Annotated in this window: 24 protein-coding genes; 17 read left to right on the forward strand and 7 right to left on the reverse strand. The window is 54.6% G+C overall.

Annotated elements, in window-relative coordinates:
• The first annotated feature begins 141 nt into the window (after nt 1–141).
• Together clcA and erpA are read left to right on the forward strand one after the other, a co-directional pair.
• The gene (gene clcA / locus FFB58_RS16520; protein WP_138370462.1) at nt 142–1,518 is read left to right on the forward strand and encodes a H(+)/Cl(-) exchange transporter ClcA; all 1,377 of its coding nucleotides are present in this window, start codon (nt 142–144) and stop codon (nt 1,516–1,518) included.
• Nucleotides 1,519–1,597: 79 nt separating this feature from the next.
• Complete coding sequence (gene erpA, locus FFB58_RS16525; RefSeq protein ID WP_039030319.1) at nt 1,598–1,942, forward strand: iron-sulfur cluster insertion protein ErpA; 345 nt, start codon at nt 1,598–1,600, stop codon at nt 1,940–1,942.
• Between the two features lie 82 nt (nt 1,943–2,024).
• Here erpA and FFB58_RS16530 read toward each other — a convergent pair whose 3' ends face one another.
• From FFB58_RS16530 to mtnN, 3 genes are read right to left on the reverse strand one after another with little or no spacing between them, the layout of a single operon-like run.
• Entirely contained in the window at nt 2,025–2,648 is a 624-nt protein-coding gene (locus FFB58_RS16530; RefSeq protein WP_138370463.1) for a TRIC cation channel family protein, read from the reverse strand.
• 17 nt (nt 2,649–2,665) lie between these two features.
• Entirely contained in the window at nt 2,666–3,466 is an 801-nt protein-coding gene (gene btuF, locus FFB58_RS16535) for a vitamin B12 ABC transporter substrate-binding protein BtuF (RefSeq protein WP_138370464.1), read from the reverse strand.
• Nucleotides 3,459–4,157 carry a 5'-methylthioadenosine/S-adenosylhomocysteine nucleosidase gene (gene mtnN, locus FFB58_RS16540; protein ID WP_039030316.1) on the reverse strand — a complete coding sequence of 233 codons (699 nt, stop codon included), beginning with the start codon at nt 4,155–4,157 and terminating at the stop codon, nt 3,459–3,461. The genes btuF and mtnN overlap by 8 nt, the downstream gene beginning before the upstream one ends.
• An 82-nt stretch (nt 4,158–4,239) precedes the next feature.
• Between mtnN and dgt the strand changes: the two genes are divergently transcribed.
• From dgt to cdaR, 3 genes are all read left to right on the forward strand, one after another.
• Nucleotides 4,240–5,754 carry a dGTPase gene (gene dgt / locus FFB58_RS16545; protein ID WP_039030315.1) on the forward strand — a complete coding sequence of 505 codons (1,515 nt, stop codon included), beginning with the start codon at nt 4,240–4,242 and terminating at the stop codon, nt 5,752–5,754.
• Nucleotides 5,755–5,884: 130 nt separating this feature from the next.
• A complete protein-coding gene (degP, locus tag FFB58_RS16550) occupies nt 5,885–7,315 on the forward strand; it encodes a serine endoprotease DegP (protein ID WP_039030314.1) in 1,431 nt (476 codons plus the stop codon).
• Between the two features lie 159 nt (nt 7,316–7,474).
• Complete coding sequence (cdaR, locus tag FFB58_RS16555) at nt 7,475–8,632, forward strand: DNA-binding transcriptional regulator CdaR (RefSeq protein ID WP_039030313.1); 1,158 nt, start codon at nt 7,475–7,477, stop codon at nt 8,630–8,632.
• 138 nt (nt 8,633–8,770) lie between these two features.
• Here the strand turns inward: cdaR and FFB58_RS16560 are convergent, their stop codons facing one another.
• The 4 genes from FFB58_RS16560 to map form a co-directional block, all read right to left on the reverse strand.
• The gene (locus FFB58_RS16560; RefSeq protein ID WP_032616607.1) at nt 8,771–9,160 is read right to left on the reverse strand and encodes a DUF3461 family protein; all 390 of its coding nucleotides are present in this window, start codon (nt 9,158–9,160) and stop codon (nt 8,771–8,773) included.
• Nucleotides 9,161–9,271: 111 nt separating this feature from the next.
• Nucleotides 9,272–10,096 (reverse strand): 2,3,4,5-tetrahydropyridine-2,6-dicarboxylate N-succinyltransferase, encoded by an 825-nt coding sequence (dapD, locus tag FFB58_RS16565; RefSeq protein ID WP_039030312.1) that lies wholly within the window; start codon nt 10,094–10,096, stop codon nt 9,272–9,274.
• Between the two features lie 30 nt (nt 10,097–10,126).
• Nucleotides 10,127–12,802, reverse strand: coding sequence for a bifunctional uridylyltransferase/uridylyl-removing protein GlnD (gene glnD / locus FFB58_RS16570; protein WP_039030623.1), 2,676 nt, complete (start codon nt 12,800–12,802; stop codon nt 10,127–10,129).
• Between the two features lie 62 nt (nt 12,803–12,864).
• Complete coding sequence (map, locus tag FFB58_RS16575; RefSeq protein WP_138370465.1) at nt 12,865–13,659, reverse strand: type I methionyl aminopeptidase; 795 nt, start codon at nt 13,657–13,659, stop codon at nt 12,865–12,867.
• A gap of 321 nt (nt 13,660–13,980) precedes the next feature.
• Here map and rpsB point away from each other — a divergent pair, with 321 nt between their 5' ends.
• The 12 genes from rpsB to fabZ all read left to right on the forward strand — a co-directional run bounded on the left by rpsB (nt 13,981) and on the right by fabZ (nt 26,394).
• Nucleotides 13,981–14,706, forward strand: a complete 726-nt coding sequence (gene rpsB / locus FFB58_RS16580; protein ID WP_103178332.1) for a 30S ribosomal protein S2 — start codon at nt 13,981–13,983, stop codon at nt 14,704–14,706.
• Nucleotides 14,707–14,823: 117 nt separating this feature from the next.
• Nucleotides 14,824–15,675 carry a translation elongation factor Ts gene (gene tsf / locus FFB58_RS16585; RefSeq protein ID WP_039030310.1) on the forward strand — a complete coding sequence of 284 codons (852 nt, stop codon included), beginning with the start codon at nt 14,824–14,826 and terminating at the stop codon, nt 15,673–15,675.
• 150 nt (nt 15,676–15,825) lie between these two features.
• Nucleotides 15,826–16,551 carry a UMP kinase gene (gene pyrH / locus FFB58_RS16590; RefSeq protein ID WP_032616613.1) on the forward strand — a complete coding sequence of 242 codons (726 nt, stop codon included), beginning with the start codon at nt 15,826–15,828 and terminating at the stop codon, nt 16,549–16,551.
• Between the two features lie 168 nt (nt 16,552–16,719).
• Nucleotides 16,720–17,277 (forward strand): ribosome recycling factor, encoded by a 558-nt coding sequence (gene frr, locus FFB58_RS16595; protein WP_039030309.1) that lies wholly within the window; start codon nt 16,720–16,722, stop codon nt 17,275–17,277.
• Between the two features lie 92 nt (nt 17,278–17,369).
• Nucleotides 17,370–18,569, forward strand: coding sequence for a 1-deoxy-D-xylulose-5-phosphate reductoisomerase (ispC, locus tag FFB58_RS16600; protein WP_138370466.1), 1,200 nt, complete (start codon nt 17,370–17,372; stop codon nt 18,567–18,569).
• Between the two features lie 185 nt (nt 18,570–18,754).
• On the forward strand, nt 18,755–19,513 hold the full coding sequence (gene ispU / locus FFB58_RS16605; RefSeq protein WP_039030307.1) for a (2E,6E)-farnesyl-diphosphate-specific ditrans,polycis-undecaprenyl-diphosphate synthase: 759 nt from the start codon (nt 18,755–18,757) through the stop codon (nt 19,511–19,513).
• A gap of 12 nt (nt 19,514–19,525) precedes the next feature.
• Nucleotides 19,526–20,383: a phosphatidate cytidylyltransferase gene (cdsA, locus tag FFB58_RS16610; protein WP_039030306.1), complete on the forward strand. Its 858-nt coding sequence runs from the start codon at nt 19,526–19,528 to the stop codon at nt 20,381–20,383.
• 11 nt (nt 20,384–20,394) lie between these two features.
• Complete coding sequence (gene rseP, locus FFB58_RS16615; RefSeq protein WP_039030305.1) at nt 20,395–21,747, forward strand: sigma E protease regulator RseP; 1,353 nt, start codon at nt 20,395–20,397, stop codon at nt 21,745–21,747.
• 29 nt (nt 21,748–21,776) lie between these two features.
• On the forward strand, nt 21,777–24,194 hold the full coding sequence (bamA, locus tag FFB58_RS16620; protein ID WP_138370467.1) for an outer membrane protein assembly factor BamA: 2,418 nt from the start codon (nt 21,777–21,779) through the stop codon (nt 24,192–24,194).
• A gap of 118 nt (nt 24,195–24,312) precedes the next feature.
• Nucleotides 24,313–24,807: a molecular chaperone Skp gene (gene skp, locus FFB58_RS16625; protein ID WP_039030303.1), complete on the forward strand. Its 495-nt coding sequence runs from the start codon at nt 24,313–24,315 to the stop codon at nt 24,805–24,807.
• A 3-nt stretch (nt 24,808–24,810) separates the two neighbouring features.
• On the forward strand, nt 24,811–25,836 hold the full coding sequence (gene lpxD, locus FFB58_RS16630; protein WP_039030302.1) for a UDP-3-O-(3-hydroxymyristoyl)glucosamine N-acyltransferase: 1,026 nt from the start codon (nt 24,811–24,813) through the stop codon (nt 25,834–25,836).
• Nucleotides 25,837–25,938: 102 nt separating this feature from the next.
• On the forward strand, nt 25,939–26,394 hold the full coding sequence (gene fabZ, locus FFB58_RS16635) for a 3-hydroxyacyl-ACP dehydratase FabZ (RefSeq protein WP_007373234.1): 456 nt from the start codon (nt 25,939–25,941) through the stop codon (nt 26,392–26,394).
• Nucleotide 26,395 lies beyond the last annotated feature (1 nt).

A 26,395-nucleotide genomic window follows, 5' to 3' on the forward strand; every position in this document is an offset into this window, starting at 1 on the left:
ACTATTCTAAGTTATTCGTGGAAGGTTATGAAATTTTTGCCCCATTAATCCATTAACAATTGTTAAGTAATTTTCCAGAGACGGCCGGGCGGTCTCTGGTAAACTCCCTGCGGCGATTTGTATGACGAAAAATTACAGGCAATGAAAGCAGATTCTCCCTCATTTGAAGAACAACAGTTTGCGCGTGCGCAACACCGTATCAGCATCCGTCGGCTGCTCAACCGCGACAAGACACCGCTGGCGATTTTACTGGGCGCGGCGGTTGTTGGCACGCTGGCGGGGCTGGTGGGCGTCGCGTTCGAAAAGGCCGTCAATGGCGTCCTTAACTGGCGTATTGGCACCGTGGCGGGTTACGCAGATCGTGAATGGCTGGTGTGGATCCTGGCCTTTGGTTTATCAGCACTGTTCGCGATGGTGGGGTATTTTCTGGTGCGTAAATTCGCTCCGGAAGCGGGCGGCTCGGGGATCCCTGAGATAGAAGGGGCGCTCGAAGAGCTGCGCCCGGTCCGCTGGTGGCGCGTCCTTCCGGTTAAGTTTATCGGTGGGATGGGCACGCTGGGAGCGGGGATGGTACTCGGGCGCGAAGGACCGACCGTACAGCTGGGCGGCAATGTGGGCCGTATGGTCAGCGATCTGTTCAGGATGCGCAGCGCTGAAGCACGCCATACGCTGCTGGCAACCGGTGCCGCCGCGGGCCTTTCCGCCGCGTTCAATGCCCCGCTGGCGGGGATCCTGTTTATCATCGAAGAGATGCGCGCGCAGTTTCGCTATAACCTGATCTCGATTAAAGCGGTCTTTACCGGCGTGATTATGTCGAGCATTGTCTTTCGGTTATTCAATGGCGAAGGGGCGGTGATTGAGGTCGGTAAGTTAACCAACGCGCCGGTCAATACGCTGTGGCTCTATCTGGTCCTTGGCATGATTTTTGGCATTGTCGGCCCGCTGTTTAATGCCCTTATTATTCGCGCACAGGATATGTTCCAGCGGATCCACGGCGGTAACACCACCAGATGGGTGCTGGTGGGCGGCCTGCTGGGGGGCGTGTGCGGTGTGCTGGGCTTTATTGAACCCAACGCGGCAGGCGGTGGCTTTGGGCTGATCCCCATTGCAGCTGCGGGTAACTTCAGCATCGGCCTGCTGCTGTTTATGTTCATCTCCAGGGTCATCACCACCGTACTCTGCTTCTCCTCCGGCGCGCCCGGCGGCATTTTTGCCCCCATGCTGGCGTTGGGCACGTTGCTGGGCACGGCCTTTGGCATGGCTGCAGCCGCTGGTTTCCCGGCATATCATCTTGAGGCTGGCACCTTTGCCGTCGCCGGAATGGGGGCGCTGCTGGCGGCGTCGCTGCGCGCGCCGCTCACCGGGATCGTGCTGGTGCTGGAGATGACCGACAATTACCAGCTCATTTTGCCAATGATCATTACCTGCCTGGGGGCCACACTATTAGCCCAGTTCCTCGGCGGAAAACCGCTATACTCCACCATTCTTGCCCGTACCCTGGCGAAGCAGAATACTTGAATGAATTACCAGGGTATTAGATAATGACAACAAGAATTGGGTGATTTTTACCCACTAGCAGTATTCATGGGAGCATAAGATGAGTGATGACGTAGCGCTGCCGTTGCAGTTTACCGAAGCAGCAGCCAAAAAAGTAAAAGACCTGATTTCCGATGAAGACAACCCGGAGCTGAAACTGCGTGTGTACATTACCGGCGGCGGCTGCAGCGGCTTTCAGTATGGATTCACCTTTGACGATCAGGTTAACGATGGTGACATGACCATTGAGAAGCAGGGCGTCGCGCTGGTCGTTGACCCGATGAGCCTACAGTATCTGGTGGGTGGCTCTGTTGATTACACCGAAGGTCTGGAAGGTTCGCGCTTTGTGGTCACCAACCCGAACGCGACAAGCACCTGCGGGTGTGGTTCTTCGTTCAGCATCTGATGGTGCGCCCGGGTGCCCTCTCCTGTAGTCCGAGGGAGCAAACACTAAAAACGGGAACCTTGAGGTTCCCGTTTTGCTTTTATTACCGCCCGTTTTCGTCCAGCGCGAAGGTCGGTAGTTTCAGGTGCCAGCGGATTGCCGCCAGCCTGATGGCCAGCGTGACCGCCATTCCCAGCATCGCCGCCTGTTCCAGCGGAATATTAAAGGTGTACCAGGCCGTGGCGTGGACGATCCCGCCCAGAATACAGGCCGTGGCGTAGATTTCCGTTCGCAGGATCATCGGCACTTCGCGCGCCAGAATATCGCGGATAATCCCGCCGCCCACGCCGGTGACCACCCCCATACAGATCGCCACCATCGGGCCGGTTCCGGCCATAAACGCCTTGTTGACCCCAATCCCGACAAACACCGCGAGACCCACCGCATCCAGCACCGGCAGCAGCCATTTCGGCAGGCGGCGCGGCTGGCGGACCAGGATAATGGTTAACATGCAGGTGACCATCGCCACCACCAGGTCGGTGGGATCCTTGACCCAGAATACCGGGCCATGATCGAGGGCCATATCGCGGATGGTTCCCCCACCAACGGCGGTGACCACGCCCAACACCAGGACGCCAAACGGGTCCATGCGTAATTTACCGGCCAGCAGAACGCCGGAGATCGCAAAAACGGCTGTGCCAAGAATATCCAGCCAGTAAACGAGCATCGTAATCCTCGAGAAAATTAGTGGCTCTGCGACAGCGCAGAGCAGAGTTGTTTTGCGGCGAGGATAATACGCGGGCTCGCGCGCTCAAACCAGTCACTCTTAAGGGCAATTACCGGTATTTTTAACTGACTTTTCCAGTACTGCTCTATTTTGGGAATATCGCCTGCGGAACCGGCTACAACAATGGCCTGCGGCTGGCGCGCCAGAACCTGCTCGCGGCTCACCTGAGGCCAGGGCACCCGGCTGGCAGCAAAGATATTTTCTCCACCACAGAGTTCCAGTACCTGATGTTGCAAAGAGCCTTTGCTGGTAGTGAACAGGGGTTGCTGGCCAAACTGGATAAACACCCGCTTTTTCGGCAGTGCGCCGTAGGTGGCCTTCAGGGCGGCATACTCCGTCAGCATCTGCTGCGCGGCCTGTTGCGCTTTTTGTGGTTCCGGGCTCCAGGGGGCCAGATCGCGAAGGGCCTGCGCAACCTGCTCAATGCTGGTGGCATCGATCCATTGCACTTTTATTCCCAGCGAGGCCAGCTGATTTACCTGTCGTTCGGCATTGCCGCCGCGCCAGGCCAGCACCAGATCGGGCTTAAGCGCGACAATGCGTTCAACGTTCATGCCTTGCCAGGTGGCGACCTGTTCAATTTTAGCCGCTTCGGGAGGGTAGTCGGAAAAGCTGCTGACCCCGACGGGGACGATCCCGGCGGCAAACGCCAGTTCGGTATTGGCGGGAGAGAGGGTAATAACACGCGGCGCGGCCAGAAGCCACGCCGGTGTCAGCAGAAACAGCGCAACAAGCGCCCGGATGAGCGGCTTAGCCACGCGCCAGTTTCTGTACCAGCGTCTCAACCATCAGGCTGGACTGTTTGGCGGCAACCACGAGGAACTCGTCGAAGCTCAGGTGAGACTGCTGATCGGCCACGTCGGAGATGGCGCGAACCACCACGAAAGGCACGCTGAAGTTATGACAAACGTGAGCGATAGCGGTGGCTTCCATTTCCACGGCAATCGCCTGCGGGAAGTTGTGACGGATTTTCGCCAGGTTCACGGAGCCGTTAATAAACGCATCACCGCTGACAATCAGGCCACGTACGGCGTTGAGGTTCAGCTCGGCGATGCAGCTTTCTGCGGCGGCAACCAGTTTGTCATCCGCTTTAAAGCCCGCCGGGCAGCCCGGCAGCTGGCCGTACTCGTAACCAAAGGCGGTCACATCGGCGTCGTGGTAGCGTGCTTCATCAGAAACCACGATGTCGCCCACTTTCAGGGTTGGCGCGAGACCGCCCGCAGAGCCGGTGTTAATGATCAGATCTGGCTTGCAGCGTTCCAGCAGCAGGGTCGCGCCCAGCGCGGCAGAAACTTTACCGATACCTGATTTCAGCAGAGCAACTTCAGTACCGTTCAGCGTGCCGGTGTAAATCTCACAGCCGCCCAGAGAGAGGGTCTGACGGTTCTCAATTTTGTCACGCAGCAGCGTAACTTCTTCTTCCATTGCTCCAATAATACCGATTTTCATAGATTTACTCGCGATGTGCCTTGTTAAGATGCATAGTCTATCATGCGGTTAAGGGGAAACGCATTCTCACGCGGGGGAGCACATGGCACCAATCGATTTTCGCACCAAAATTAACTGGCACCGTCGCTACCGCTCCCCACAGGGGAACAAGAGCGAACATGAGATCCTGCGGATCTTCGAAAGCGATCGCGGGCGCATCATTAACTCTCCGGCAATCCGTCGGTTGCAGCAAAAAACCCAGGTCTTTCCACTCGAACGCAACGCGGCCGTGCGCACCCGGCTCACCCACTCGCTGGAGGTGCAGCAGGTTGGCCGCTATATCGCAAAAGAGATTTTAAGCAGGCTGAAAGAGCAGCGCCTGCTGCAAACCTACGGACTGGACGAGCTGACCGGGCCGTTTGAAAGCATCGTTGAGATGGCGTGCCTGATGCACGATATCGGCAATCCGCCTTTTGGTCATTTTGGTGAAGCGGCGATCAATGACTGGTTCCGCCAGCGTCTTTATCCCGCCGATGCGGCCAGCCAGCCGCTGAGCGACGATCGTTGCCTGGTGCAGGATCTGCGGCTGCGCGAGGGCGAAGAGGCGCTGAACGTGCTGCGTCGCAAGGTGCGTCAGGATTTGTGTCATTTTGAGGGCAACGCGCAGGGCATCCGGCTGGTGCACTCCCTGATGCGCATGAACCTCACCTGGGCGCAGGTGGGGTGCATTCTGAAATATACCCGTCCCGCCTGGTGGCAGGGCGATCCCCCCGCGACGCACAATTATTTGATGAAAAAGCCGGGGTATTATTTTTCTGAAGAAAGCTATATCGAGCGCCTTCGTCAGGAACTCTCCCTGCCGCAGTATGGTCGTTTTCCATTAACCTGGATTATGGAAGCGGCGGATGATATCTCCTATTGCGTTGCCGATCTGGAAGATGCGGTCGAAAAAAGAATATTCAGCGTCGAGGGGCTTTATCAGCATCTTTATGATGCCTGGGGCAACCACGAAAAAGGGTCTTTATTTTCGCAGGTTGTCGAAAACGCCTGGGAGAAATCGCGCTCTAACACCCTGAGTCGGAGTACTGAAGATCAGTTCTTTATGTATTTACGCGTCAACACCCTGAATAAACTGGTGCCCTATGCGGCTGAACGTTTTATAGACAACATCGAGCAGATTTACCGCGGTGAATTTAACCATGCGCTGCTGGAAGACGACAGCGGATTCAGCCAACTTCTTGAACTGTATAAGAATGTCGCCATGCGGCATGTGTTCAGTCATCCGGATGTTGAGCAGCTGGAATTACAGGGCTATCGGGTAATAACCGGCCTGCTGGAGATCTACCGTCCGCTGCTGCAATTATCCGTGGACGACTTTAGCGAGCTGGTAGAAAAAGAACGGGTACGCCGTTTTCCCATTGAAACCCGGCTATTTCATAAACTTTCAACACGTCACCGGCTGGCGTATGTGGAATCGATCGGTAAATTAGACCGTCAGCAGACGGACTGGCCGGTGCTGGAGTTTTATTATCGCTGCCGCCTGATCCAGGACTATATCAGTGGAATGACGGACTTGTATGCATGGGATGAATACCGCAAGTTGATGGCGGTGGAATAAAGGTGAGTTTTGTAAAGACGGCCAATAAATTTTTACTTTTTCCAGAAACTTAATACCGGAACTAAGCGCAGCAAAACGAATCTGATATACACAGCAATTGTGCGTGACCTGTAAATCGAGATTAAGAAACATGAAAAAAACCACTTTAGCAATGAGTGCACTGGCTCTGAGTTTAGGATTAGCGTTGTCTCCTCTGTCTGCTAGCGCAGCGGAGACCGGATCGTCGGCAGCCACTGCGCAGCAGATGCCAAGCCTGGCGCCGATGCTGGAAAAAGTGATGCCATCGGTGGTCAGTATCAATGTCGAGGGCAGCACCACCGTCAACACGCCACGCATGCCACGTAACTTCCAGCAGTTCTTCGGCGATAACTCGCCGTTCTGCCAGGACGGTTCACCGTTCCAGAGCTCACCATTCTGTCAGGGGGGCGATGGCGGCGGCAACGGCGGCGGCCAGCAGCAGAAATTTATGGCGCTGGGTTCTGGCGTGATCATTGATGCGGCCAAAGGCTATGTTGTCACCAACAACCACGTGGTGGATAACGCCACCAGCATTAAGGTGCAGCTGAGCGACGGGCGTAAGCTCGACGCCAAGATGGTCGGGAAAGATCCGCGCTCTGATATTGCCCTGATTCAGATCCAGGATCCAAAAAACCTGACCGCGATTAAGCTCGCCGACTCTGACGCGCTGCGCGTGGGCGACTATACCGTGGCGATCGGTAACCCGTTCGGTCTGGGTGAGACGGTGACCTCCGGTATCGTTTCTGCCCTTGGTCGTAGCGGTCTGAATGCGGAAAACTACGAAAACTTTATCCAGACGGATGCGGCGATTAACCGTGGTAACTCCGGTGGCGCGCTGGTGAACCTCAACGGCGAGCTGATCGGGATTAACACCGCGATCCTCGCCCCGGACGGCGGTAACATCGGCATTGGCTTCGCCATCCCAAGCAACATGGTGAAAAACCTGACGGCGCAGATGGTCGAGTTTGGCCAGGTTAAACGCGGCGAGCTGGGAATTTTGGGTACCGAGCTGAACTCCGAGCTGGCGAAAGCCATGAAGGTTGATGCCCAGCGCGGTGCCTTTGTCAGCCAGGTGATGCCAAACTCCTCTGCGGCAAAAGCGGGGATCAAAGCCGGGGACGTGATCACCACCCTGAACGGCAAACCGGTGAGCAGCTTCGCGGCACTGCGTGCTGAAGTGGGCTCTATGCCGGTCGGCAGCAAAGTGAGCCTGGGTCTGCTGCGTGAAGGTAAACCGGTAACCGTAAATCTGGAACTGCAGCAGAGCAGCCAGAACCAGGTGGATGCCGGAACCATCTTCAGCGGTATCGAAGGTGCGGATATGAGCAACAAGGGCCAGGATAAAGGCGTGTCGGTGGACAACGTTAAAGCCAATAGCCCGGCTGCCCGTATCGGCCTGAAGAAAGGGGATGTGATTATCGGCGCTAACCAGCAGCCGGTTAAGAACATCGCTGAACTGCGCAAAATTCTCGACAGCAAACCGTCGGTGCTGGCGCTGAATATCCAGCGTGGCGACACCTCTCTCTATCTGCTGATGCAGTAACCCGTTCAGCCCCTGTTTCTGCCTGGAAACAGGGGCTTTTACTTTCCTTTCTGTGAACCCTTCCACAAGTCCATACTTCTCCCTGTGAGTTTGTGCATTCGCACAATGCGGCCCTGATTAATCTTCCTTATGCTTGAGCTCTGCTCAGAGGAGGGCGACATGGCTGGCTGGCATCTTGATACCAAAATGGCGCAGGATATCGTGGCGCGAACGATGCGCATCATTGACACCAATATCAACGTGATGGACGCTCGCGGCCGGATCATTGGCAGCGGCGATCGCGAGCGTATTGGGGAATTGCACGAAGGTGCGCTGCTGGTGCTCTCCCAGGGGCGCGTGGTGGATATTGATGACGCGGTGGCGCGACATCTTCACGGCGTGCGCCAGGGGATCAACCTGCCGCTGCGTCTGGAGGGGGAAATCGTCGGGGTTATTGGCCTGACCGGTGAGCCGGAATCCCTGCGCAAATACGGTGAGCTGGTCTGCATGACCGCAGAGATGATGCTGGAGCAGTCCCGCCTGATGCACTTGCTGGCGCAGGACAGCCGCCTGCGTGAAGAGCTGGTGATGAACCTGATCCAGGCGGAAGAGCATACCCCGGCATTAACAGAGTGGGCGCAACGTCTGGGCATCGATCTCAATCAGCCCCGCGTGGTGGCGGTGATCGAGGTCGACAGCGGCCAGCTGGGCGTCGACAGTGCCATGGTGGAGTTGCAGCAGCTGCAGAACGCGCTGGCCACGCCGGAGCGTAATAACCTGGTGGCGATCGTCTCGTTAACCGAGATGGTGGTGCTGAAACCGGCGTTGAACCAGTTCGGCCGCTGGGATGCGGAAGATCATCGTCGGCGCGTGGAACAGCTGATTGCGCGGATGAAAGAGAACGGCCAGCTGCGTTTTCGCGTGGCGCTAGGCAACTACTTTACCGGGCCGGGGAGCATTGCCCGTTCGTGGCGTACGGCCCGCACGACTATGATGGTTGGCAAGCAGCGTATGCCGGAAAACCGCAGCTATTTTTACCAGGATTTGATGCTGCCGGTGCTGCTCGACAGCCTGCGCGGCGGCTGGCAGGCCAACGAACTGGCGCGCCCGCTGGTGCGGCTGAAGGCAATGGATAACAACGGCCTGCTGCGGCGCACGCTGCAGGCGTGGTTCCGTCATAACGTGCAGCCGCTGGCCACGTCGAAGGCGCTCTTTATCCACCGTAATACGCTGGAGTACCGCCTGAACCGCATTTCGGAGCTGACGGGGCTGGATCTGGGGAATTTTGACGACCGGCTGTTGCTGTATGTAGCGTTGCAGTTGGACGAGCAGCGGTGACGTTGTTTGCCGGGTGGCGGCTGCGCCTAACCCGGCCAAGGTAAAAGCAAAACGGCAACCCAAGGTTGCCGTTTTTAGTGTTTGCACCCTCTCCCGGTGGGAGAGGGCCGGGGTGAGGGCATCATGCCGCACCGGGAATTACTTATTACGGGTCAGCTTCTCAAGATCCGCTTCGATTTCCGTGATCTTGTGGGCAACGACGCTTTCCAGATGACGCAGGTCATCAAGGATCTTACGTTTCAGATCCACTTCAGTGCGATCGCGCTGGCAAATCTGATCCAGTTCATCAATCACATAGCGCAGATTCGGGCTGATCTCCTGCACCTCTTTGTAACCCTGACCGATGCCATCGGCAACGACAGTTTTACGCTGGCGCGGGTACTTAAACTTTACGCTCTTGGCGAAGAACTCGCCCTTATCCTTGTGGAAATAGATTTTCAGGATATCGTTATTGGCTTCCTGACGGAGGCTGTAACGGTCAATTTCATCAGGATTAGTAATGCCCAGACTTTTCAGATTATCGTACATAGCGGTACCCTTGATCTCAACATAACCCATGAATAATTCACGAAAAAATCTATTTTCGCCACCCTCAGATATAAAAAAAGCGGGGTTGCCCCCGCTTTTTGTTATACCCGATTAATCGATGGTACGCAGCAGTTCGTTGATGCCCACTTTGCCGCGGGTTTTCGCATCGACTTTTTTGACGATTACCGCACAGTACAGGCTGTATTTGCCATCTTTTGATGGCAGGTTGCCGGAAACCACCACGGAACCCGCCGGTACGCGACCGTAATGCACTTCACCGGTTTCACGATCGTAAATACGGGTGCTCTGGCCGATGTAGACGCCCATGGAGATCACGGAGCCTTCTTCGACGATCACGCCTTCAACCACTTCGGAACGTGCGCCGATGAAGCAGTTGTCTTCGATGATGGTTGGGTTCGCCTGCAGCGGCTCAAGAACACCACCGATACCCACGCCGCCGGAGAGGTGGACGTTTTTGCCGATCTGCGCGCAGGAACCTACGGTCGCCCAGGTATCCACCATGGTACCTTCGTCAACGTAAGCACCGATGTTCACGTAAGATGGCATCAGCACGGTGTTACGGGCAATGAATGCACCCTGACGAACAGCTGCCGGTGGCACCACGCGGAAACCTTCTTTCTGGAAACGCGCTTCGTCGTAATCAGCGAATTTCATGGGTACTTTATCGAAGTAGCGGCTTTCCGCACCGTCGATAACCTGGTTATCGTTAATACGGAAAGAGAGCAGTACCGCTTTCTTCAGCCACTGATGAGTGACCCACTGACCGTCGATTTTTTCCGCTACACGCAGTGCGCCGGAATCAAGCAGAGAAATAACCTGATTTACCGCCTCACGGGTCACGGTGTCTACATTTGCCGGCGTAATGTCGGCGCGACGCTCAAAAGCGGACTCAATAACGTTCTGTAACTGCTGCATAGTTCAACTCTTTCCAGGTAAAAAAAAACATCACCCTTTATCGTTTGGATTGAGGGCTGCTGTCAACCGTTGTTGCACTTCCTGTTGCAGGGCATTATTAAGCCCACGACGGTCGGCGGTGGCGATTATAAATAAATCTTCTACTCGCTCGCCAATGGTTGTAATTCTGGCGCCGTGCAGCGAAATTCCCAGATCGGCAAAAACCTGCCCGACCCGGGCGAGGAGCCCTGGCTGGTCGAGCGCGATCAGCTCCAGGAACGATTTACGGTCGGTATGGGTCGGCAGGAAATTGACCTCGGTATCGACGGTAAAGTGGCGCAGTTTTGCCGGCTGTCGACGCGGCTGCGGTGGCTGCCAGCTGCGCTGGGTAATCGCCTGCTCTAGTCCGTAGCGAATGGGCTCGTGTCGGTCGGCCGACAGCGGGCTGCCGTCCGGCTCCAGTACAATAAAGGTATCCATCGCCATGCCGTCGCGGGTCGTGAAGATCTGCGCGTCGTGCACGCTAAGGTTACGTCTGTCGAGTTCCGCACACACCGCCGCGAAGAGGTAAGGGCGGTCGGGGCTCCAGATGAAGATCTCGGTTCCACCACGGGTCGCCTGCGGGCTCAGCAGGATCAGCGGCTTCGTCAGGTCATGCTGCAGCAGATGGCGCGCGTGCCAGGCCAGCTGGTTTGGACTGTGGCGGACAAAATAGTTGGCGCGACAGCGGGCCCAAATCAGATGCAGCGCCTCCTCTTTAATATTCTCCATTCGCAACAGCGCCAGAGCCTGCATCTGGTGATGGCGCACGCGCTCACGCATGTCCGGCGTGCTCTGCATTCCGCGACGCAGCTGTTTTTCGGTAGCGAAATAGAGCTCGCGCAGCAGGCTCTGCTTCCAGCTGTTCCACAGCGTTTCGTTGGTGGCGCAGATGTCGGCTACCGTCAGGCAGACCAGGAAACGCAGGCGGTTCTCCGTCTGCACCGCTTCGGCGAACTGCTTGATCACTTCCGGATCCTGAATATCACGACGCTGGGCGGTCACGGACATCAGCAGATGGTGACGAACCAGCCAGGCCACCAGCTGCGTTTCACGTGAATTAAGCCCGTGTAGCTCGGCGAATTTCAGGACGTCTTCCGCGCCGAGGATCGAATGGTCGCCGCCGCGCCCTTTGGCGATGTCGTGGAACAGGGCGGCAATCAGGATCAGCTCCGGGTTGGTCAGGCGAGGCCAGAGCTCAACGCAGAGCGGGTGGCGGCTGCGCACCTCCTCCTGAGCAAAACTTTCCAGCTTCAGCATCACGCGGATGGTGTGTTCATCAACGGTATAGGCATGGAAAAGGTCAAACTGCATCTGACCGACAATATGCGACCACTGCGGCATATAGGCCCAGAGCACGCTGTGACGGTGCATCGGCAGCAGCCCGCGTCTTACCGCGCCCGGATGACGCAGCATGCTCAGAAACAGCGAGCGCGCCTCGGGGATGTAGCACAGCGGCTGAGTAAGATGGCGGCGGGCGTGGCGCAGATGGCGCAGGGTGGTGGAGTAGATCCCGGTAATGGAGCTGTTACGCACCATGGCGTAGAACATCCGCAGGATCGCTTCCGGTTTGCGGATAAACAGCGTCTCGTCGCGCAGGTCGATCAGCGCGCCGCGCAGCTGGAATTCATCATCAATCGGGCGCGGTTTTTCATCGGCGGTCAGGGCGAGGATGGCCTCATCAAACAGCTGTAACAGCATCTGATTCAGCTCACCCACGCGGCGGGTGACGCGGAAGAAATCTTTCATCATCTGCTCAACCGGTTCGTTGCCTTCACCGCTGTAGTGCAGGCGCTGGGCGACGCTTAACTGACGGTCGAACAGCAGGCGGTTGTCGTAGCGGGTCACTTCCAGATGCAACGCAAAACGGATGCGCCACAGCAGATGCAGACACTCATTCAGCTCGGTGCGCTCCGCTTCGGTGAGGAAACCAAAGCCGACCATCTCATCCAGCGAGGTGGCGCCGAAATGGCGGCGGGCCACCCACTGCAGGGTATGGATATCGCGCAGGCCGCCCGGGCTGCTTTTTATATCGGGCTCCAGGTTGTAGCTGGTGCCGTGGTAGCGCTGGTGGCGCACCTGCTGCTCATCGACCTTCGCGGCGAAGAACTTCTCCGACGGCCAGAAGCCGTCGCTGAAGATGTGCTTTTGCAGCTCGAGGAACAGCGCGACGTCGCCGATCAGCAGGCGTGATTCAATCAGGTTAGTGGCGACGGTGAGATCGGACAGCCCCTCCAGCAGACACTCTTCCAGAGTGCGCACGCTGTGGCCGACCTCCAGCTTGACGTCCCACAGCAGGGTCAGCAGCTCGCCGATTTTTTGCGCCTGTTCGTCAGGCAGCTTTTTGCGACTCAGGATCAGCAGGTCGATATCCGACAGCGGGTGCAGTTCGCCACGGCCATAGCCGCCGACGGCCACCAGCGCCACGTCGCCTAACTGACCAAAACCGTAATCAATCCATAAACGCTGCAGAAGCTGGTCAATAAATTCCGTGCGGGCTTCAATCAGCGCTTCGGCGGAGATCCCGCTGTCAAAGGCGTCACCCAGCCAGCGCTGAAAAATGTCGATATGCGCTTTGATGCCCGCGCAGGTCAGCTCGGCCGTGGGCCAGACGCCGGGGTTATCCGGCTGGCCAGGCAGGGTGGGGAGTGCCGTATTGGCATACTGTTCGGGTAAAAGGTTACTCATTGCGCGCCACCCATAAGAAAAAACGATAGCCATTAAAAAAGCCGGCATTTGCCGGCTTCTTATCATGCGTCTTGCGAGAGTATCGCCGGGATGGTGTCATCCTTGCGTAACGTCAGAATTTCGCAGCCGTTGTCTGTCACCACAATAGTATGCTCGTACTGGGCAGACAAGCTCCGGTCTTTGGTTTTCACCGTCCAGCCGTCTTTCATGGTACGGATGCGGTAATCACCTGAGTTGACCATCGGCTCGATGGTAAAGGTCATGCCCGCCTGCAGCACCACGCCGCCGTCATCGGCATCATAGTGCAGAACCTGTGGCTCTTCGTGGAAGACACGGCCAATGCCGTGACCGCAGTATTCGCGCACCACAGAGAAGCCCTGGGCTTCAACGAATTTCTGGATAGCCGCACCAAGGGTACGCAGGCGAATGCCGGGTTTAACCATCTTCAGCGCCAGGTAGAGGCTCTCCTGGGTCACTTTGCACAGACGCTCACCCAGAATGGTCGGTTTACCGACGATGAACATCTTAGAGGTGTCACCGTGGTATTCATCTTTAATGACGGTCACGTCGATGTTAACGATGTCGCCATCTTTCAGCAGTTTTTCGTCATCCGGAATGCCGTGGCAGACTACTTCATTAATAGAGATGCAAACGGATTTCGGGAAGCCGTGATAGCCGAGGCAGGCGGAAACCGCGTGCTGCTCGTTCACGATATAGTCGTTACAGATACGATCCAGCTCGCCGGTGCTGACGCCAGGCTTAACGAATGGCTCGATCATTTCCAGCACTTCAGCGGCCAGACGACCGGCGACGCGCATCTTTTCAATTTCTTCAGGTGTCTTAATAGAGATAGCCATGTAATCTGTCCATCAGTGTCGTTTTTTTCGACAATACTAGTCTAAGTGTTGTCAATGGTATCAGTCTGGCGCACATGCTGCCAAATTGAGATTCCTTTACCGCACACACGGCCAACAATTGTTGGTTTCGGGTAGCGTTTTGTGGTATAAAGCGCGCCGGACTTCCGATCCATTTCAGATACACAGGATGGACGGGAGCGACAAATCTCACTTTGTGTAACAACACACACGTATCGGCACATATTCCGGGGTGCCCTTTGGGGTCGGTAATATGGGATACGTGGAGGCATAACCCCAACTTTTAAATAGAGGTTTTAAAACATGGCAACTGTTTCCATGCGCGACATGCTCAAGGCTGGTGTTCACTTCGGTCACCAGACCCGTTACTGGAACCCGAAAATGAAGCCTTTCATCTTCGGCGCACGTAACAAAGTTCACATCATCAACCTTGAGAAAACTGTACCAATGTTCAACGAAGCCCTGGCTGAGCTGAACAAGATCTCTTCCCGTAAAGGTAAGATTCTGTTCGTTGGTACTAAGCGCGCTGCAAGCGAAGCTGTGAAAGAAGCTGCTAACAGCTGCGACCAGTTCTTCGTGAACCATCGCTGGCTGGGCGGTATGCTGACTAACTGGAAAACCGTTCGTCAGTCTATCAAGCGCCTGAAAGATCTGGAAACCCAGTCTCAGGACGGTACTTTCGAAAAGCTGACCAAAAAAGAAGCGCTGATGCGCACTCGTGAGCTGGACAAGCTGGAAAACAGCCTGGGCGGTATCAAAGATATGGGCGGCCTGCCAGACGCGCTGTTCGTAATCGATGCTGACCACGAGCACATCGCAATCAAAGAAGCTAACAACCTGGGTATCCCAGTATTCGCAATCGTTGATACCAACTCCGATCCGGACGGTGTTGACTTCGTTATCCCGGGTAACGACGATGCAATCCGTGCTGTTAGCCTGTACCTGAGCGCTGTAGCTACTACCGTTCGTGAAGGCCGTTCCCAGGATCTGGCTTCTCAGGCGGAAGAAAGCTTCGTAGAAGCTGAATAATAAGGTTCTACCCCTTATTAGTACCGTGTATGAATAGGGGCCCATTATCGGCCCCTTTTTTCAATTTATACTGTTTGGCCGCTGGCCGGGCAGTTCACATCTCCCGAGGATTTAAGAATGGCTGAAATTACCGCATCCCTGGTAAAAGAGCTGCGTGAGCGTACTGGCGCAGGCATGATGGATTGCAAAAAAGCGCTGACTGAAGCGAACGGCGACATCGAGCTGGCAATCGAAAACATGCGTAAATCCGGTGCGATCAAAGCAGCTAAAAAAGCAGGCAACGTTGCTGCTGACGGCGTGATCATCACTAAGATCGACGGCACCTACGGCATCATTCTGGAAGTTAACTGCCAGACTGACTTCGTTGCTAAAGATGGCGGTTTCCAGGCATTTGCTAACAAAGTTCTGGACGCAGCTATTGCTGGCAAAATCACTGACGTTGAAGTTCTGAAAGCACAGTTCGAAGAAGAACGTGTTGCTCTGGTTGCTAAAATCGGTGAGAACATCAACATCCGTCGCGTTTCTTCTCTGGAAGGCGATGTTCTGGGTTCATACCAGCACGGCGCACGTATCGGTGTTCTGGTTGCTGCTAAAGGCGCTGACGAAGAGCTGGTTAAACAGCTGGCAATGCACATCGCTGCAAGCAAACCAGAATTCGTTAAGCCAGAAGACGTGTCTGCTGAAGTAGTAGAAAAAGAGTACCAGGTTCAGCTGGACATCGCCATGCAGTCTGGCAAGCCAAAAGAAATCGCAGAGAAAATGGTTGAAGGCCGCATGAAGAAATTCACCGGCGAAGTTTCTCTGACTGGCCAGCCATTCGTTATGGATCCAAGCAAAACTGTTGCTCAGCTGCTGAAAGAGCACAACGCTGACGTAACTGGCTTCATCCGCTTCGAAGTGGGCGAAGGCATCGAGAAAGTTGAGACTGACTTCGCAGCAGAAGTTGCTGCAATGTCCAAGCAGTCTTAATCAGCGAAAAGAAGCCGCCTGAGGGCGGCTTCTTTTTGTGTACGTCTGTGTAAATCAGCCAGGCGCCTATAGAGTCTGTGTTGAATTGCGATATAACATGTCGCCAGAATTAACCCCCATCTTAATCGTTGACAGTCCCAGGAAAGAAATATGGCTACCAATGCAAAACCCGTTTACAAACGCATTCTGCTTAAGCTGAGTGGCGAAGCGCTGCAGGGGTCGGAAGGCTTCGGTATTGACGCAAGCATCCTTGACCGCATGGCGCAGGAGATCAAAGAACTGGTTGAACTGGGCATCCAGGTTGGCGTAGTCATTGGCGGTGGTAACCTTTTCCGTGGCGCAGGTCTGGCAAAAGCCGGCATGAACCGCGTTGTGGGCGATCACATGGGTATGCTGGCAACGGTCATGAATGGCCTGGCAATGCGTGATGCCCTGCATCGTGCCTATGTGAATGCGCGCCTGATGTCCGCTATTCCGCTGAATGGCGTATGTGATAACTACAGCTGGGCCGAAGCGATCAGCCTGCTGCGCAATAACCGCGTGGTGATCCTCTCCGCCGGTACGGGTAATCCGTTCTTTACGACCGACTCCGCAGCCTGCCTGCGCGGTATCGAAATCGAAGCCGATGTGGTACTGAAAGCCACCAAAGTGGATGGCGTGTTTACTGCCGATCCGGCAAAAGATCCTGCTGCAACCATGTACGATCAGCTGACCTACAGCGAAGTACTGGATAAAGAGCTGAAAGTGATGGATCTTGCCGCCTTTACGCTGGCCCGCGACCACAAATTGCCGATTCGTGTCTTCAACATGAACAAGCCTGGCGCACTGCGCCGCGTTGTTATGGGCGAAAAAGAAGGCACTTTGATCACGGAGTAATTTCCGTTGACGATAAATACAGGTAAGATTCCGCTCTACATTGTAGTGATATCTTACCTGGACGCGCCTTTGGCGTTGTCATGAATTAAACGCGACTATACTTAGCACACCTGTAGCAGCTGTGCTGGCGGATAGTCTGCCTGAGACAAGTTTTCAAGGATTCGTAACGTGATTAACGACATCAGAAAAGATGCTGAAGTACGCATGGACAAATGTGTAGAAGCGTTCAAAACCCAAATCAGCAAAATTCGTACTGGCCGTGCTTCTCCAAGCCTGCTGGATGGCATCGTCGTGGAATACTACGGTACGCCAACGCCGCTGCGTCAGCTGGCGCAGGTTACGGTTGAAGATACCCGTACGCTGAAAATCAACGTGTTTGACCGCTCTATGGGTCCGGCCGTTGAGAAAGCGATCATGGCGTCCGATCTGGGTCTGAACCCAAGCTCAGCAGGCACCGATATTCGCGTTCCGCTGCCACCGCTGACCGAAGAGCGTCGTAAAGACCTGATCAAAGTGGTTCGTGGCGAAGCCGAGCAGGGCCGTGTTTCCGTGCGTAACGTTCGTCGTGACGCGAACGATAAAGTGAAGGCGCTGCTGAAAGAGAAAGAGATCAGCGAAGACGACGATCGCCGTTCTCAGGACGACGTTCAGAAACTGACTGATGCCGCTATCAAGAAAATTGACGCGGCGCTGGCAGAAAAAGAAGCAGAGCTGATGCAGTTCTGATTTCTGTCGTAATCTGATAAAACGCCGTACAGAAGGCCTTTGGGCTTTGCTGGCGGCGTTTTGCTTTTCTGGTTCACTATTCCGGGCATCTCATGAAGCAATTAACTCTCCTTGGCTCGACCGGCTCCATTGGTTGCAGCACTCTCGATGTTGTTCGCCATAACCCAGACCACTACGCGGTGGCCGCCCTTGTCGCAGGCAAAAATGTTCACCGTATGGTGGAACAGTGTCTGGAGTTTACCCCGCGCTATGCGGTGATGGATGATGAAGCGAGCGCCCGGCAGGTTAAGGCGTTGCTGGCGGAGAAGGGGAGTCGCACCGAGGTGTTAAGCGGGCCAAAGGCTGCCTGCGAAATGGCCGCGCTGGATGACGTCGACCAGGTAATGGCCGCTATCGTGGGTGCGGCGGGACTGCTGCCGACGCTTGCCGCCATCGATGCCGGAAAATCCGTTTTGCTGGCAAACAAAGAGTCCCTTGTGACCTGTGGTCGTCTGTTTATGGATGCCGTGAAGCGCAATGGCGCGCGTCTTTTGCCGGTAGATAGCGAACATAACGCGATTTTTCAGAGTTTACCGCAACCGTTTCAGGAGAACCTGGGGTACGCTGATCTCGAGCAGAATGGCGTCTCTTCTATCCTGCTTACCGGGTCTGGTGGCCCGTTCCGTGACACACCGCTGTCTGAACTGGTCTCGATGACCCCGGATCAGGCATGCCGTCACCCGAACTGGTCGATGGGGCGTAAAATCTCCGTTGATTCGGCCACCATGATGAATAAAGGTCTGGAATATATTGAAGCCCGCTGGTTGTTCAACGCCTCGGCAGCGCAGATGGAAGTGTTGATTCACCCGCAGTCGGTGATCCACTCCATGGTACGTTATCGTGATGGCAGCGTGATGGCACAGTTAGGTGAACCCGATATGCGTACGCCTATCGCCCATACCATGGCCTGGCCAAACCGCGTGCTCTCAGGCGTTAAGCCGCTCGATTTCTGTAAACTGAGTGCGCTGACCTTCAGCGCGCCTGATTATCAGCGCTATCCGTGCCTGAAGCTGGCGATGGAAGCCTTCGAGCAGGGGCAGGCGGCAACGACCGCACTCAACGCGGCGAACGAAATCGCTGTCGCCGCTTTCCTCGATAATCGGATCCGCTTTACGGATATCGCTGCGCTGAACCTGTCTGTTCTTGAGGCGATGGATTTACGCGAACCGCAAAGTGTGGATGACGTATTGACCGTCGATGCGAACGCCAGAGCCACGGCGCAAAAAGCGGTGACGCACCTCGCAAGCTGGTGATAATCCACCCGCAGGTGGTCATGCTATTTGTTAGCGTTGGGCTTCAGTGATATAGTCTGCGCCACCTGATTGCGGGTTGTTGACGTTACGTGGTCAGGTAAGCCGTGGTATGACACGGCTTTTTTACGTAAAGGCTTCAGTATTCCTGAGTACCGTTAAATCCTTTCAGGGACCAAAAACGCGTTATGTTGTCTGCGAACCAACCAATAAGCGAAAACTTGCCAGCTCATGGCTGTCGTCATGTAGCAATCATCATGGATGGCAATGGCCGCTGGGCGAAAAGACAAGGGAAGATCCGAGCCTTTGGGCATAAAGCTGGGGCAAAATCTGTGCGCCGCGCTGTTTCTTTTGCCGCCAATAACGGCATTGACGCGTTAACGCTCTATGCTTTCAGCAGTGAAAACTGGAATCGACCTGCGCAGGAAGTTAGCGCGTTGATGGAATTGTTCGTGTGGGCGCTCGACAGCGAAGTAAAAAGCCTGCACCGCCACAACGTTCGCCTGCGGATTATCGGCGATACCAGTCGTTTTAACTCACGTCTGCAGGAACGTATTCGTAAAGCGGAAGCATTAACCGGGCAAAACACCGGCTTAACGCTCAATATCGCGGCGAATTATGGCGGACGTTGGGATATTGTCCAGGGTGTGCGGCAATTGGCTGAACAGGTTCAGGAAGGGCTCATAAGGCCGGACCAGATTGATGAAGAGGCGCTGAGCAAGCAAATCTGCATGAGTGAACTGACACCCGTGGATTTAGTAATTAGGACAGGGGGAGAACATCGCATCAGTAACTTTTTGCTGTGGCAAATTGCCTATGCCGAACTTTACTTTACAGATGTTCTTTGGCCCGATTTTGATGAACAAGACTTTGAAGGTGCGCTGCATGCCTTTGCCAATCGAGAGCGTCGTTTCGGTGGTACCGAGCCTGGTGGCGACAACGCCTGATGGGGGTAGCTTTTGCTGAAGTATCGCCTGATTTCTGCGTTTGTTTTAATACCTGTTGTCATCGCGGCGCTGTTTTTACTGCCTCCGGTGGGATTTGCTATTGTCACACTGGTCGTCTGCATGCTGGCGGCGTGGGAATGGGGACAGCTTAGCGGCTTTACATCGCGTTCCCAGCGGGTATGGCTGGCGGTGCTGTGCGGCCTGATGCTGGCGCTGATGCTCTTTATGCTGCCAGAGTACCATCACAATATTCATCAGCCGATCATTGCAGGTTCGCTCTGGCTTTCGCTAGGATGGTGGCTGGCAGCGTTGCTGCTGGTGCTTTTCTATCCGGGCTCTGCCTCGCTGTGGCGTAACTCTAAAGTGTTGCGCCTCTGTTTTGGGCTGTTCACCATCGTTCCTTTCTTCTGGGGAATGCTTGCCCTCCGTACCTGGCACTACGACGACAACCCTTACAGCGGCGCGTTATGGCTGCTCTATGTCATGATTCTCGTCTGGGGGGCTGACTCTGGCGCCTATATGTTTGGTAAACTGTTTGGCAAACATAAACTGGCCCCGAAGGTCTCCCCGGGTAAAACCTGGCAGGGCTTTATCGGCGGTCTGTTTACGGCGGCGATTATCTCCTGGGGTTATGGTGTATGGGCCAACCTCGAGGTCGCACCGGCAACATTACTGGTCTGTTCAATCGTTGCAGCGCTGGCTTCCGTGCTGGGTGATTTGACCGAGAGTATGTTTAAGCGTGAAGCAGGGATCAAAGACAGTGGCAATCTCATTCCAGGGCACGGCGGTATCCTGGATCGCATAGACAGCCTGACGGCAGCAGTTCCCGTGTTTGCCTGCCTGTTTTTACTGGTGTTTGGGACGATTTAACGGAAGGTTTTATGCTTAGCATTCTCTGGAATCTGGCGGCGTTCATTGTTGCACTGGGTGTACTAATCACGGTGCATGAATTTGGCCATTTCTGGGTTGCTCGGCGCTGTGGCGTGCGTGTTGAGCGCTTTTCCATTGGCTTTGGTAAAGCGCTCTGGCGTCGTAACGACCGCCACGGCACAGAATTTGTTATTGCCCTTATCCCCTTAGGCGGCTACGTCAAAATGCTGGATGAACGCGTAGAGCCGGTTGCGCCTGAAGTGCGCCACTACGCGTTCAACAACAAAACGGTTGGCCAGCGCGCCGCTATTATTGCTGCCGGTCCGGTTGCAAACTTCATCTTCGCCATCTTTGCTTACTGGCTGGTGTTTATCATCGGTGTCCCTGGTGTTCGTCCGGTTGTTGGTGAAATTACGCCCAACTCCATCGCGGCAAGCGCGCAAATTAATCCGGGCATGGAACTTAAAGCAATTGATGGTATCGAAACCCCTGATTGGGATGCCGTTCGGTTGCAACTGGTGGCTAAAATTGGCGATGAGAAGACGACCGTCAGCGTGTCGCCTTTCGGTTCTGACCAGCGTCAGGACAAAATTCTGGATTTACGCCACTGGACCTTTGAGCCGGATAAAGAAGATCCCGTTGCGGCATTAGGCATTCGGCCACGTGGCGCACAGATTGAACCGGTGCTGGCAGAAGTCCAGGCTGATTCAGCGGCGCGTAAAGCAGGTTTGCAAGCAGGCGACAGGATCGTTAAAGTCGATGGTCAGCCTTTAACGCAATGGATGACTTTTGTTACTCTGGTGCGCGATAACCCAGGTACGCCACTGGCGCTGGAGATAGAAAGGCAGGGGAGTCCGCTCTCCTTAACGTTGATTCCGGATACCAAACCGGGCGGCGGTAAGGCTGAAGGGTTCGCAGGCGTGGTGCCTAAAGTGATCCCGCTGCCTGATGAGTACAAGACAATACGCCAGTATGGGCCGTTCAGCGCCATCCTTGAAGCCACGGATAAAACATGGCAACTGATGAAGCTGACCGTGCAGATGCTGGGTAAATTGATTACCGGTGACGTAAAACTGAACAACCTCAGTGGGCCGATCTCGATCGCTCAGGGGGCTGGGATGTCAGCAGAGTTCGGGGTGATTTACTATCTGATGTTTTTGGCGCTCATTAGCGTGAACCTCGGGATAATCAACCTGTTCCCACTTCCCGTCTTAGACGGGGGTCATCTGCTGTTTTTAGCGATAGAGAAGCTAAAAGGCGGGCCGGTATCCGAGCGAGTTCAAGACTTTAGTTATCGCATTGGTTCGATTTTACTGGTGCTGTTAATGGGGCTTGCACTTTTCAATGATTTCTCTCGGTTGTAAGAGAGTGTTAGGAAGAACGCATAATAACGATGGCGATGAAAAAGTTGCTCATAGCGTCGCTGCTGTTTAGCAGCGCGACCGTATACGGTGCTGACGGGTTCGTAGTGAGAGATATTCATTTCGAAGGCCTTCAGCGAGTCGCCGTTGGTGCGGCCCTCCTCAGTATGCCAGTGCGCCCAGGCGACACGGTTAATGATGAAGACATTAGTAATACCATTCGCGCTCTGTTTGCCACCGGCAACTTCGAGGACGTACGCGTTCTGCGCGATGGTGATACGCTGCTCGTTCAGGTAAAAGAGCGTCCGACAATTGCCAGCATCACCTTCTCCGGCAACAAGTCGGTGAAAGACGATATGCTCAAGCAGAACCTCGAGGCCTCTGGCGTCCGTGTCGGCGAATCCCTGGATCGCACCACCCTGTCTGATATCGAGAAAGGGCTGGAAGATTTCTACTACAGCGTCGGTAAATACAGCGCGAGCGTAAAAGCGGTTGTGACGCCACTGCCGCGTAACCGTGTCGATCTGAAACTGGTCTTCCAGGAAGGTGTTTCCGCGAAGATTCAGCAGATCAACATCGTGGGTAACCACGCGTTCAGCACCGATGAACTGATCTCAACGTTCCAGCTGCGTGACGAAGTGCCGTGGTGGAACGTGGTGGGCGACCGTAAATACCAGAAACAGAAACTGGCGGGCGATCTCGAGACCCTGCGCAGCTACTATCTGGACCGTGGTTATGCCCGTTTCAACATCGACTCGACTCAGGTTAGCCTGACGCCGGACAAGAAGGGTATCTACATCACGGTCAACATTACCGAAGGCGATCAGTACAAGCTTTCAGGTGTTGAAGTGAGTGGCAACCTGGCGGGTCACTCTGCTGAGATCGAAAGCCTGACCAAATTGCAGCCGGGTGAACTCTATAGCGGTTCGAAAGTGACCAAAATGGAAGACGGCATTAAAAAGCTGCTCGGCCGTTATGGTTATGCTTACCCGCGCGTTCAGACCCAGCCTGAAATCAACGATACGGATAAAACCGTTAAGCTCCACGTTAACGTCGATGCGGGCAACCGTTTCTACGTGCGTAAGATCCGCTTTGAGGGTAACGATACCTCCAAAGATGCCGTACTGCGCCGCGAAATGCGCCAGATGGAAGGGGCCTGGCTGGGCAGCGACCTGGTCGATCAGGGTAAAGAGCGTCTGAACCGTCTGGGCTACTTCGAAACGGTTGATACCGACACCCAGCGTGTTCCAGGTAAACCGGATCAGGTCGACGTCGTTTACAAGGTTAAAGAGCGTAACACCGGTAGCTTTAACTTTGGTGTCGGTTACGGCACAGAGAGTGGCGTCAGCTTCCAGGTGGGCGTACAGCAGGATAACTGGTTAGGTACAGGTTACTCCGTCGGTATCAACGGAACCAAAAACGACTACCAGACTTACTCTGAACTCTCCGTGACAAACCCTTACTTCACCGTTGATGGTGTGAGTCTGGGCGGTCGTATTTTCTATAACGACTTTAAAGCGGATGATGCGGACCTGTCTTCGTATACCAACAAAAGTTACGGCTTAGACGGTACGCTCGGATTCCCGATCAACGAATACAACACCCTGCGTGCGGGCTTAGGTTATGTGCATAACGACCTGTCCAACATGCAGCCGCAGGTGGCAATGTGGCGTTATCTGGACTCTATCGGAGAGCCTGCCAGCACCTCGAATGATGACAACGGCTTTGCCGCCGATGACTTCACCTTCAACTATGGCTGGACGTACAACCGCCTCGACCGTGGTTTCTTCCCGACCGAAGGTTCGCGCGTCAACCTGAACGGTAAAGTGACAATCCCGGGCTCGGATAACGAGTTCTACAAGGTTACGCTGGATACTGCGTCCTACTTCCCGATCGACGAAGATCATAAATGGGTGGTTCTGGGTCGTACGCGTTGGGGTTACGGCGATGGCTTAGGTGGCAAAGAACTGCCATTCTATGAGAACTTCTACGCCGGTGGTTCCAGCACCGTACGTGGCTTCCAGTCCAATAACATTGGTCCGAAAGCGGCCTACTACGGCGGCAACGACGAAGATAACTGCGATAAGGCGTCTTCTAGCGAAGTATGTAGCTCTGATGATGCAGTGGGCGGTAACGCCATGGGTGTCGCCAGCCTGGAGTTTATTACTCCTACGCCGTTCATCAGCGATAAGTATGCCAATTCCGTACGTACCTCGTTCTTCCTGGATGCAGGTACCGTATGGGATACTAACTGGCAGAATACGGCTGAAACGAGAGCTGCGGGCATTCCTGACTACAGCGATCCGAGCAATATTCGTATGTCTGCCGGTCTCGCACTACAATGGATGTCACCGCTGGGGCCGTTGGTCTTCTCCTACGCCCAGCCGTTTAAGAAATACGAGGGAGACAAAGCGGAGCAGTTCCAGTTTAACATTGGTAAAACCTGGTAATTGTCCGTTGCAACGGAATGCGTTGGCAGTGTAGCGCTGACAACTGGCGATCGCAGGATCGCCTTGCCACGCAAAGAACGGTACCCTCGGGTACCAATGGGATGGTAAGGAGTTAATTGTGAAAAAGTGGTTATTAGCTGCAGGTCTCGGTTTAGCGATGGCAACTTCTGCTCAGGCAGCGGACAAAATTGCAATCGTCAATATGGGTAACTTGTTCCAGCAGGTTGCGCAGAAAACCGGTGTTTCTGCCAAGCTGGAAGGCGAGTTCAAAAGCCGTGCAAGCGAACTGCAGGGTATGGAAAACGATCTGCAATCCAAAATGCAGCGTCTGCAACGCGATGGTTCTACCATGAAAGCGAGCGACCGCAGCAAGCTGGAAAAAGATGTAATGGCTCAGCGTCAGACTTTCTCTCAGAAAGCGCAAGCTTTTGAGCAGGATCGTCAGCGTCGTTCTAACGAAGAACGCGGCAAGCTGGTTACCCGTATCCAGTCCGCTGTAAAAGCTGTTGCTGCCGATCAGAGCATCGATCTGGTTGTTGATGCTAATGCCGTTGCATTCAACAGCAGCGATGTTAAAGACATCACCGCCGATGTCCTGAAACAGGTTAAATAAGTAATGCCTTCAATTCGACTCGCTGATTTAGCTCAGCAGTTGGATGCAGAATTACACGGTGATGGCGATATCGTCATCACCGCTGTTGCGTCCATGCAATCTGCTAAAGCAGGCAATATCACCTTCATGGTAAGCCCTAAGTACCGTGAACATCTGGCCCTTTGCCAGGCGTCTGCTGTCGTCATGACGCAGGACGATTTGCCGTTTGCCGCAGGTGCTGCGCTGGTAGTGAAGAACCCCTACCTGACGTATGCCCGTATGGCACAAATTCTGGATACCACGCCGCAGCCGGCGCAAAACATCGCACCCAGTGCGGTGATTGACCCGACGGCGAAGCTGGGTAACAACGTATCAATTGGTGCAAATGCGGTTATCGAATCAGACGTGGTGCTGGGCGATAACGTGGTGATTGGTGCCGGTTGCTTCGTCGGTAAAAAAACAAAAATTGGTGCAGGCTCTCGCCTGTGGGCCAATGTCTCTGTTTATCATGAGATCGAAATTGGCGAAAATTGCCTGATCCAGTCCAGCACCGTCATCGGTTCGGATGGTTTCGGTTATGCCAACGATCGTGGTAACTGGATTAAGATCCCGCAACTTGGCCGGGTGATCATCGGTGATCGCGTCGAAATCGGCGCCTGCACGACAATTGACCGTGGTGCGCTTGATGATACGATTATCGGTAATGGTGTTATCATCGATAACCAGTGCCAGATTGCACATAACGTTGTGATTGGCGACAATACTGCGGTTGCCGGTGGCGTTATTATGGCTGGCAGCCTGAAGATTGGCCGTTACTGTATGATTGGCGGTGCCAGCGTAATTAACGGGCATATGGAAATATGCGACAAGGTCACGGTTACCGGTATGGGCATGGTTATGCGTCCTATCACCGAACCGGGTGTCTACTCCTCAGGTATTCCGTTGCAGCCTAACAAGGTGTGGCGTAAAACTGCCGCCCTGGTGATGAATATTGATGATATGAGTAAGCGCCTCAAGGCCATTGAGCGCAAAATCGATCAACAAGACTAAGCGTTCACCCGTTTAACGCACACTTCCCGGCCTGTCGGCTTTCTTATAAACCGGCAGGCCGTGTTATTATTGCCATTCAGATATTTTGACAGGAAGAGTATTTTGACTACTGACACTCATACTCTGCATATTGAAGAGATTTTAGAACTTCTGCCGCACCGCTACCCGTTTTTGCTGGTAGACCGTGTGCTGGATTTTGAAGAAGGTCGTTTTCTGCGCGCAGTGAAAAATGTTTCTGTAAACGAGCCATTCTTCCAGGGGCATTTCCCTGGGAAGCCTATCTTCCCGGGCGTATTGATCCTGGAAGCGATGGCTCAGGCTACCGGTATTCTGGCGTTTAAAAGCGTTGGTAAACTGGAGCCGGGTGAGCTGTATTACTTCGCAGGTATCGACGAAGCGCGCTTCAAGCGCCCGGTTGTGCCTGGTGATCAGATGATCATGGAAGTGACTTTTGAAAAAACGCGTCGCGGCCTGACTCGCTTCAAAGGCGTAGCTCTGGTTGACGGCAAAGTTGTTTGCGAAGCTACCATGATGTGTGCGCGTAGCCGGGAGGCCTGAT

This window comes from Enterobacter sp. MF024, assembly GCF_005843915.1.
Classification (GTDB): Bacteria; Pseudomonadota; Gammaproteobacteria; order Enterobacterales; family Enterobacteriaceae; genus Enterobacter; species Enterobacter barmai.

Excerpts from the sequence above, each read along its gene's own strand:
- glnD (WP_039030623.1), bottom strand. The coding sequence starts at position 12,802 with ATGAGTAACCTTTTACCCGAACAGTATGCCAATACGGCACTCCCCACC.
- rseP (WP_039030305.1), top strand. The coding sequence starts at position 20,395 with ATGCTTAGCATTCTCTGGAATCTGGCGGCGTTCATTGTTGCACTGGGT.
- tsf (WP_039030310.1), top strand. The coding sequence starts at position 14,824 with ATGGCTGAAATTACCGCATCCCTGGTAAAAGAGCTGCGTGAGCGTACT.
- dapD (WP_039030312.1), bottom strand. The coding sequence starts at position 10,096 with ATGCAGCAGTTACAGAACGTTATTGAGTCCGCTTTTGAGCGTCGCGCC.
- lpxD (WP_039030302.1), top strand. The coding sequence starts at position 24,811 with ATGCCTTCAATTCGACTCGCTGATTTAGCTCAGCAGTTGGATGCAGAA.
- erpA (WP_039030319.1), top strand. The coding sequence starts at position 1,598 with ATGAGTGATGACGTAGCGCTGCCGTTGCAGTTTACCGAAGCAGCAGCC.
- FFB58_RS16530 (WP_138370463.1), bottom strand. The coding sequence starts at position 2,648 with ATGCTCGTTTACTGGCTGGATATTCTTGGCACAGCCGTTTTTGCGATC.
- dgt (WP_039030315.1), top strand. The coding sequence starts at position 4,240 with ATGGCACCAATCGATTTTCGCACCAAAATTAACTGGCACCGTCGCTAC.
- mtnN (WP_039030316.1), bottom strand. The coding sequence starts at position 4,157 with ATGAAAATCGGTATTATTGGAGCAATGGAAGAAGAAGTTACGCTGCTG.
- cdaR (WP_039030313.1), top strand. The coding sequence starts at position 7,475 with ATGGCTGGCTGGCATCTTGATACCAAAATGGCGCAGGATATCGTGGCG.
- rpsB (WP_103178332.1), top strand. The coding sequence starts at position 13,981 with ATGGCAACTGTTTCCATGCGCGACATGCTCAAGGCTGGTGTTCACTTC.
- clcA (WP_138370462.1), top strand. The coding sequence starts at position 142 with ATGAAAGCAGATTCTCCCTCATTTGAAGAACAACAGTTTGCGCGTGCG.
- pyrH (WP_032616613.1), top strand. The coding sequence starts at position 15,826 with ATGGCTACCAATGCAAAACCCGTTTACAAACGCATTCTGCTTAAGCTG.
- degP (WP_039030314.1), top strand. The coding sequence starts at position 5,885 with ATGAAAAAAACCACTTTAGCAATGAGTGCACTGGCTCTGAGTTTAGGA.
- ispU (WP_039030307.1), top strand. The coding sequence starts at position 18,755 with ATGTTGTCTGCGAACCAACCAATAAGCGAAAACTTGCCAGCTCATGGC.
- ispC (WP_138370466.1), top strand. The coding sequence starts at position 17,370 with ATGAAGCAATTAACTCTCCTTGGCTCGACCGGCTCCATTGGTTGCAGC.
- bamA (WP_138370467.1), top strand. The coding sequence starts at position 21,777 with ATGGCGATGAAAAAGTTGCTCATAGCGTCGCTGCTGTTTAGCAGCGCG.
- FFB58_RS16560 (WP_032616607.1), bottom strand. The coding sequence starts at position 9,160 with ATGTACGATAATCTGAAAAGTCTGGGCATTACTAATCCTGATGAAATT.
- map (WP_138370465.1), bottom strand. The coding sequence starts at position 13,659 with ATGGCTATCTCTATTAAGACACCTGAAGAAATTGAAAAGATGCGCGTC.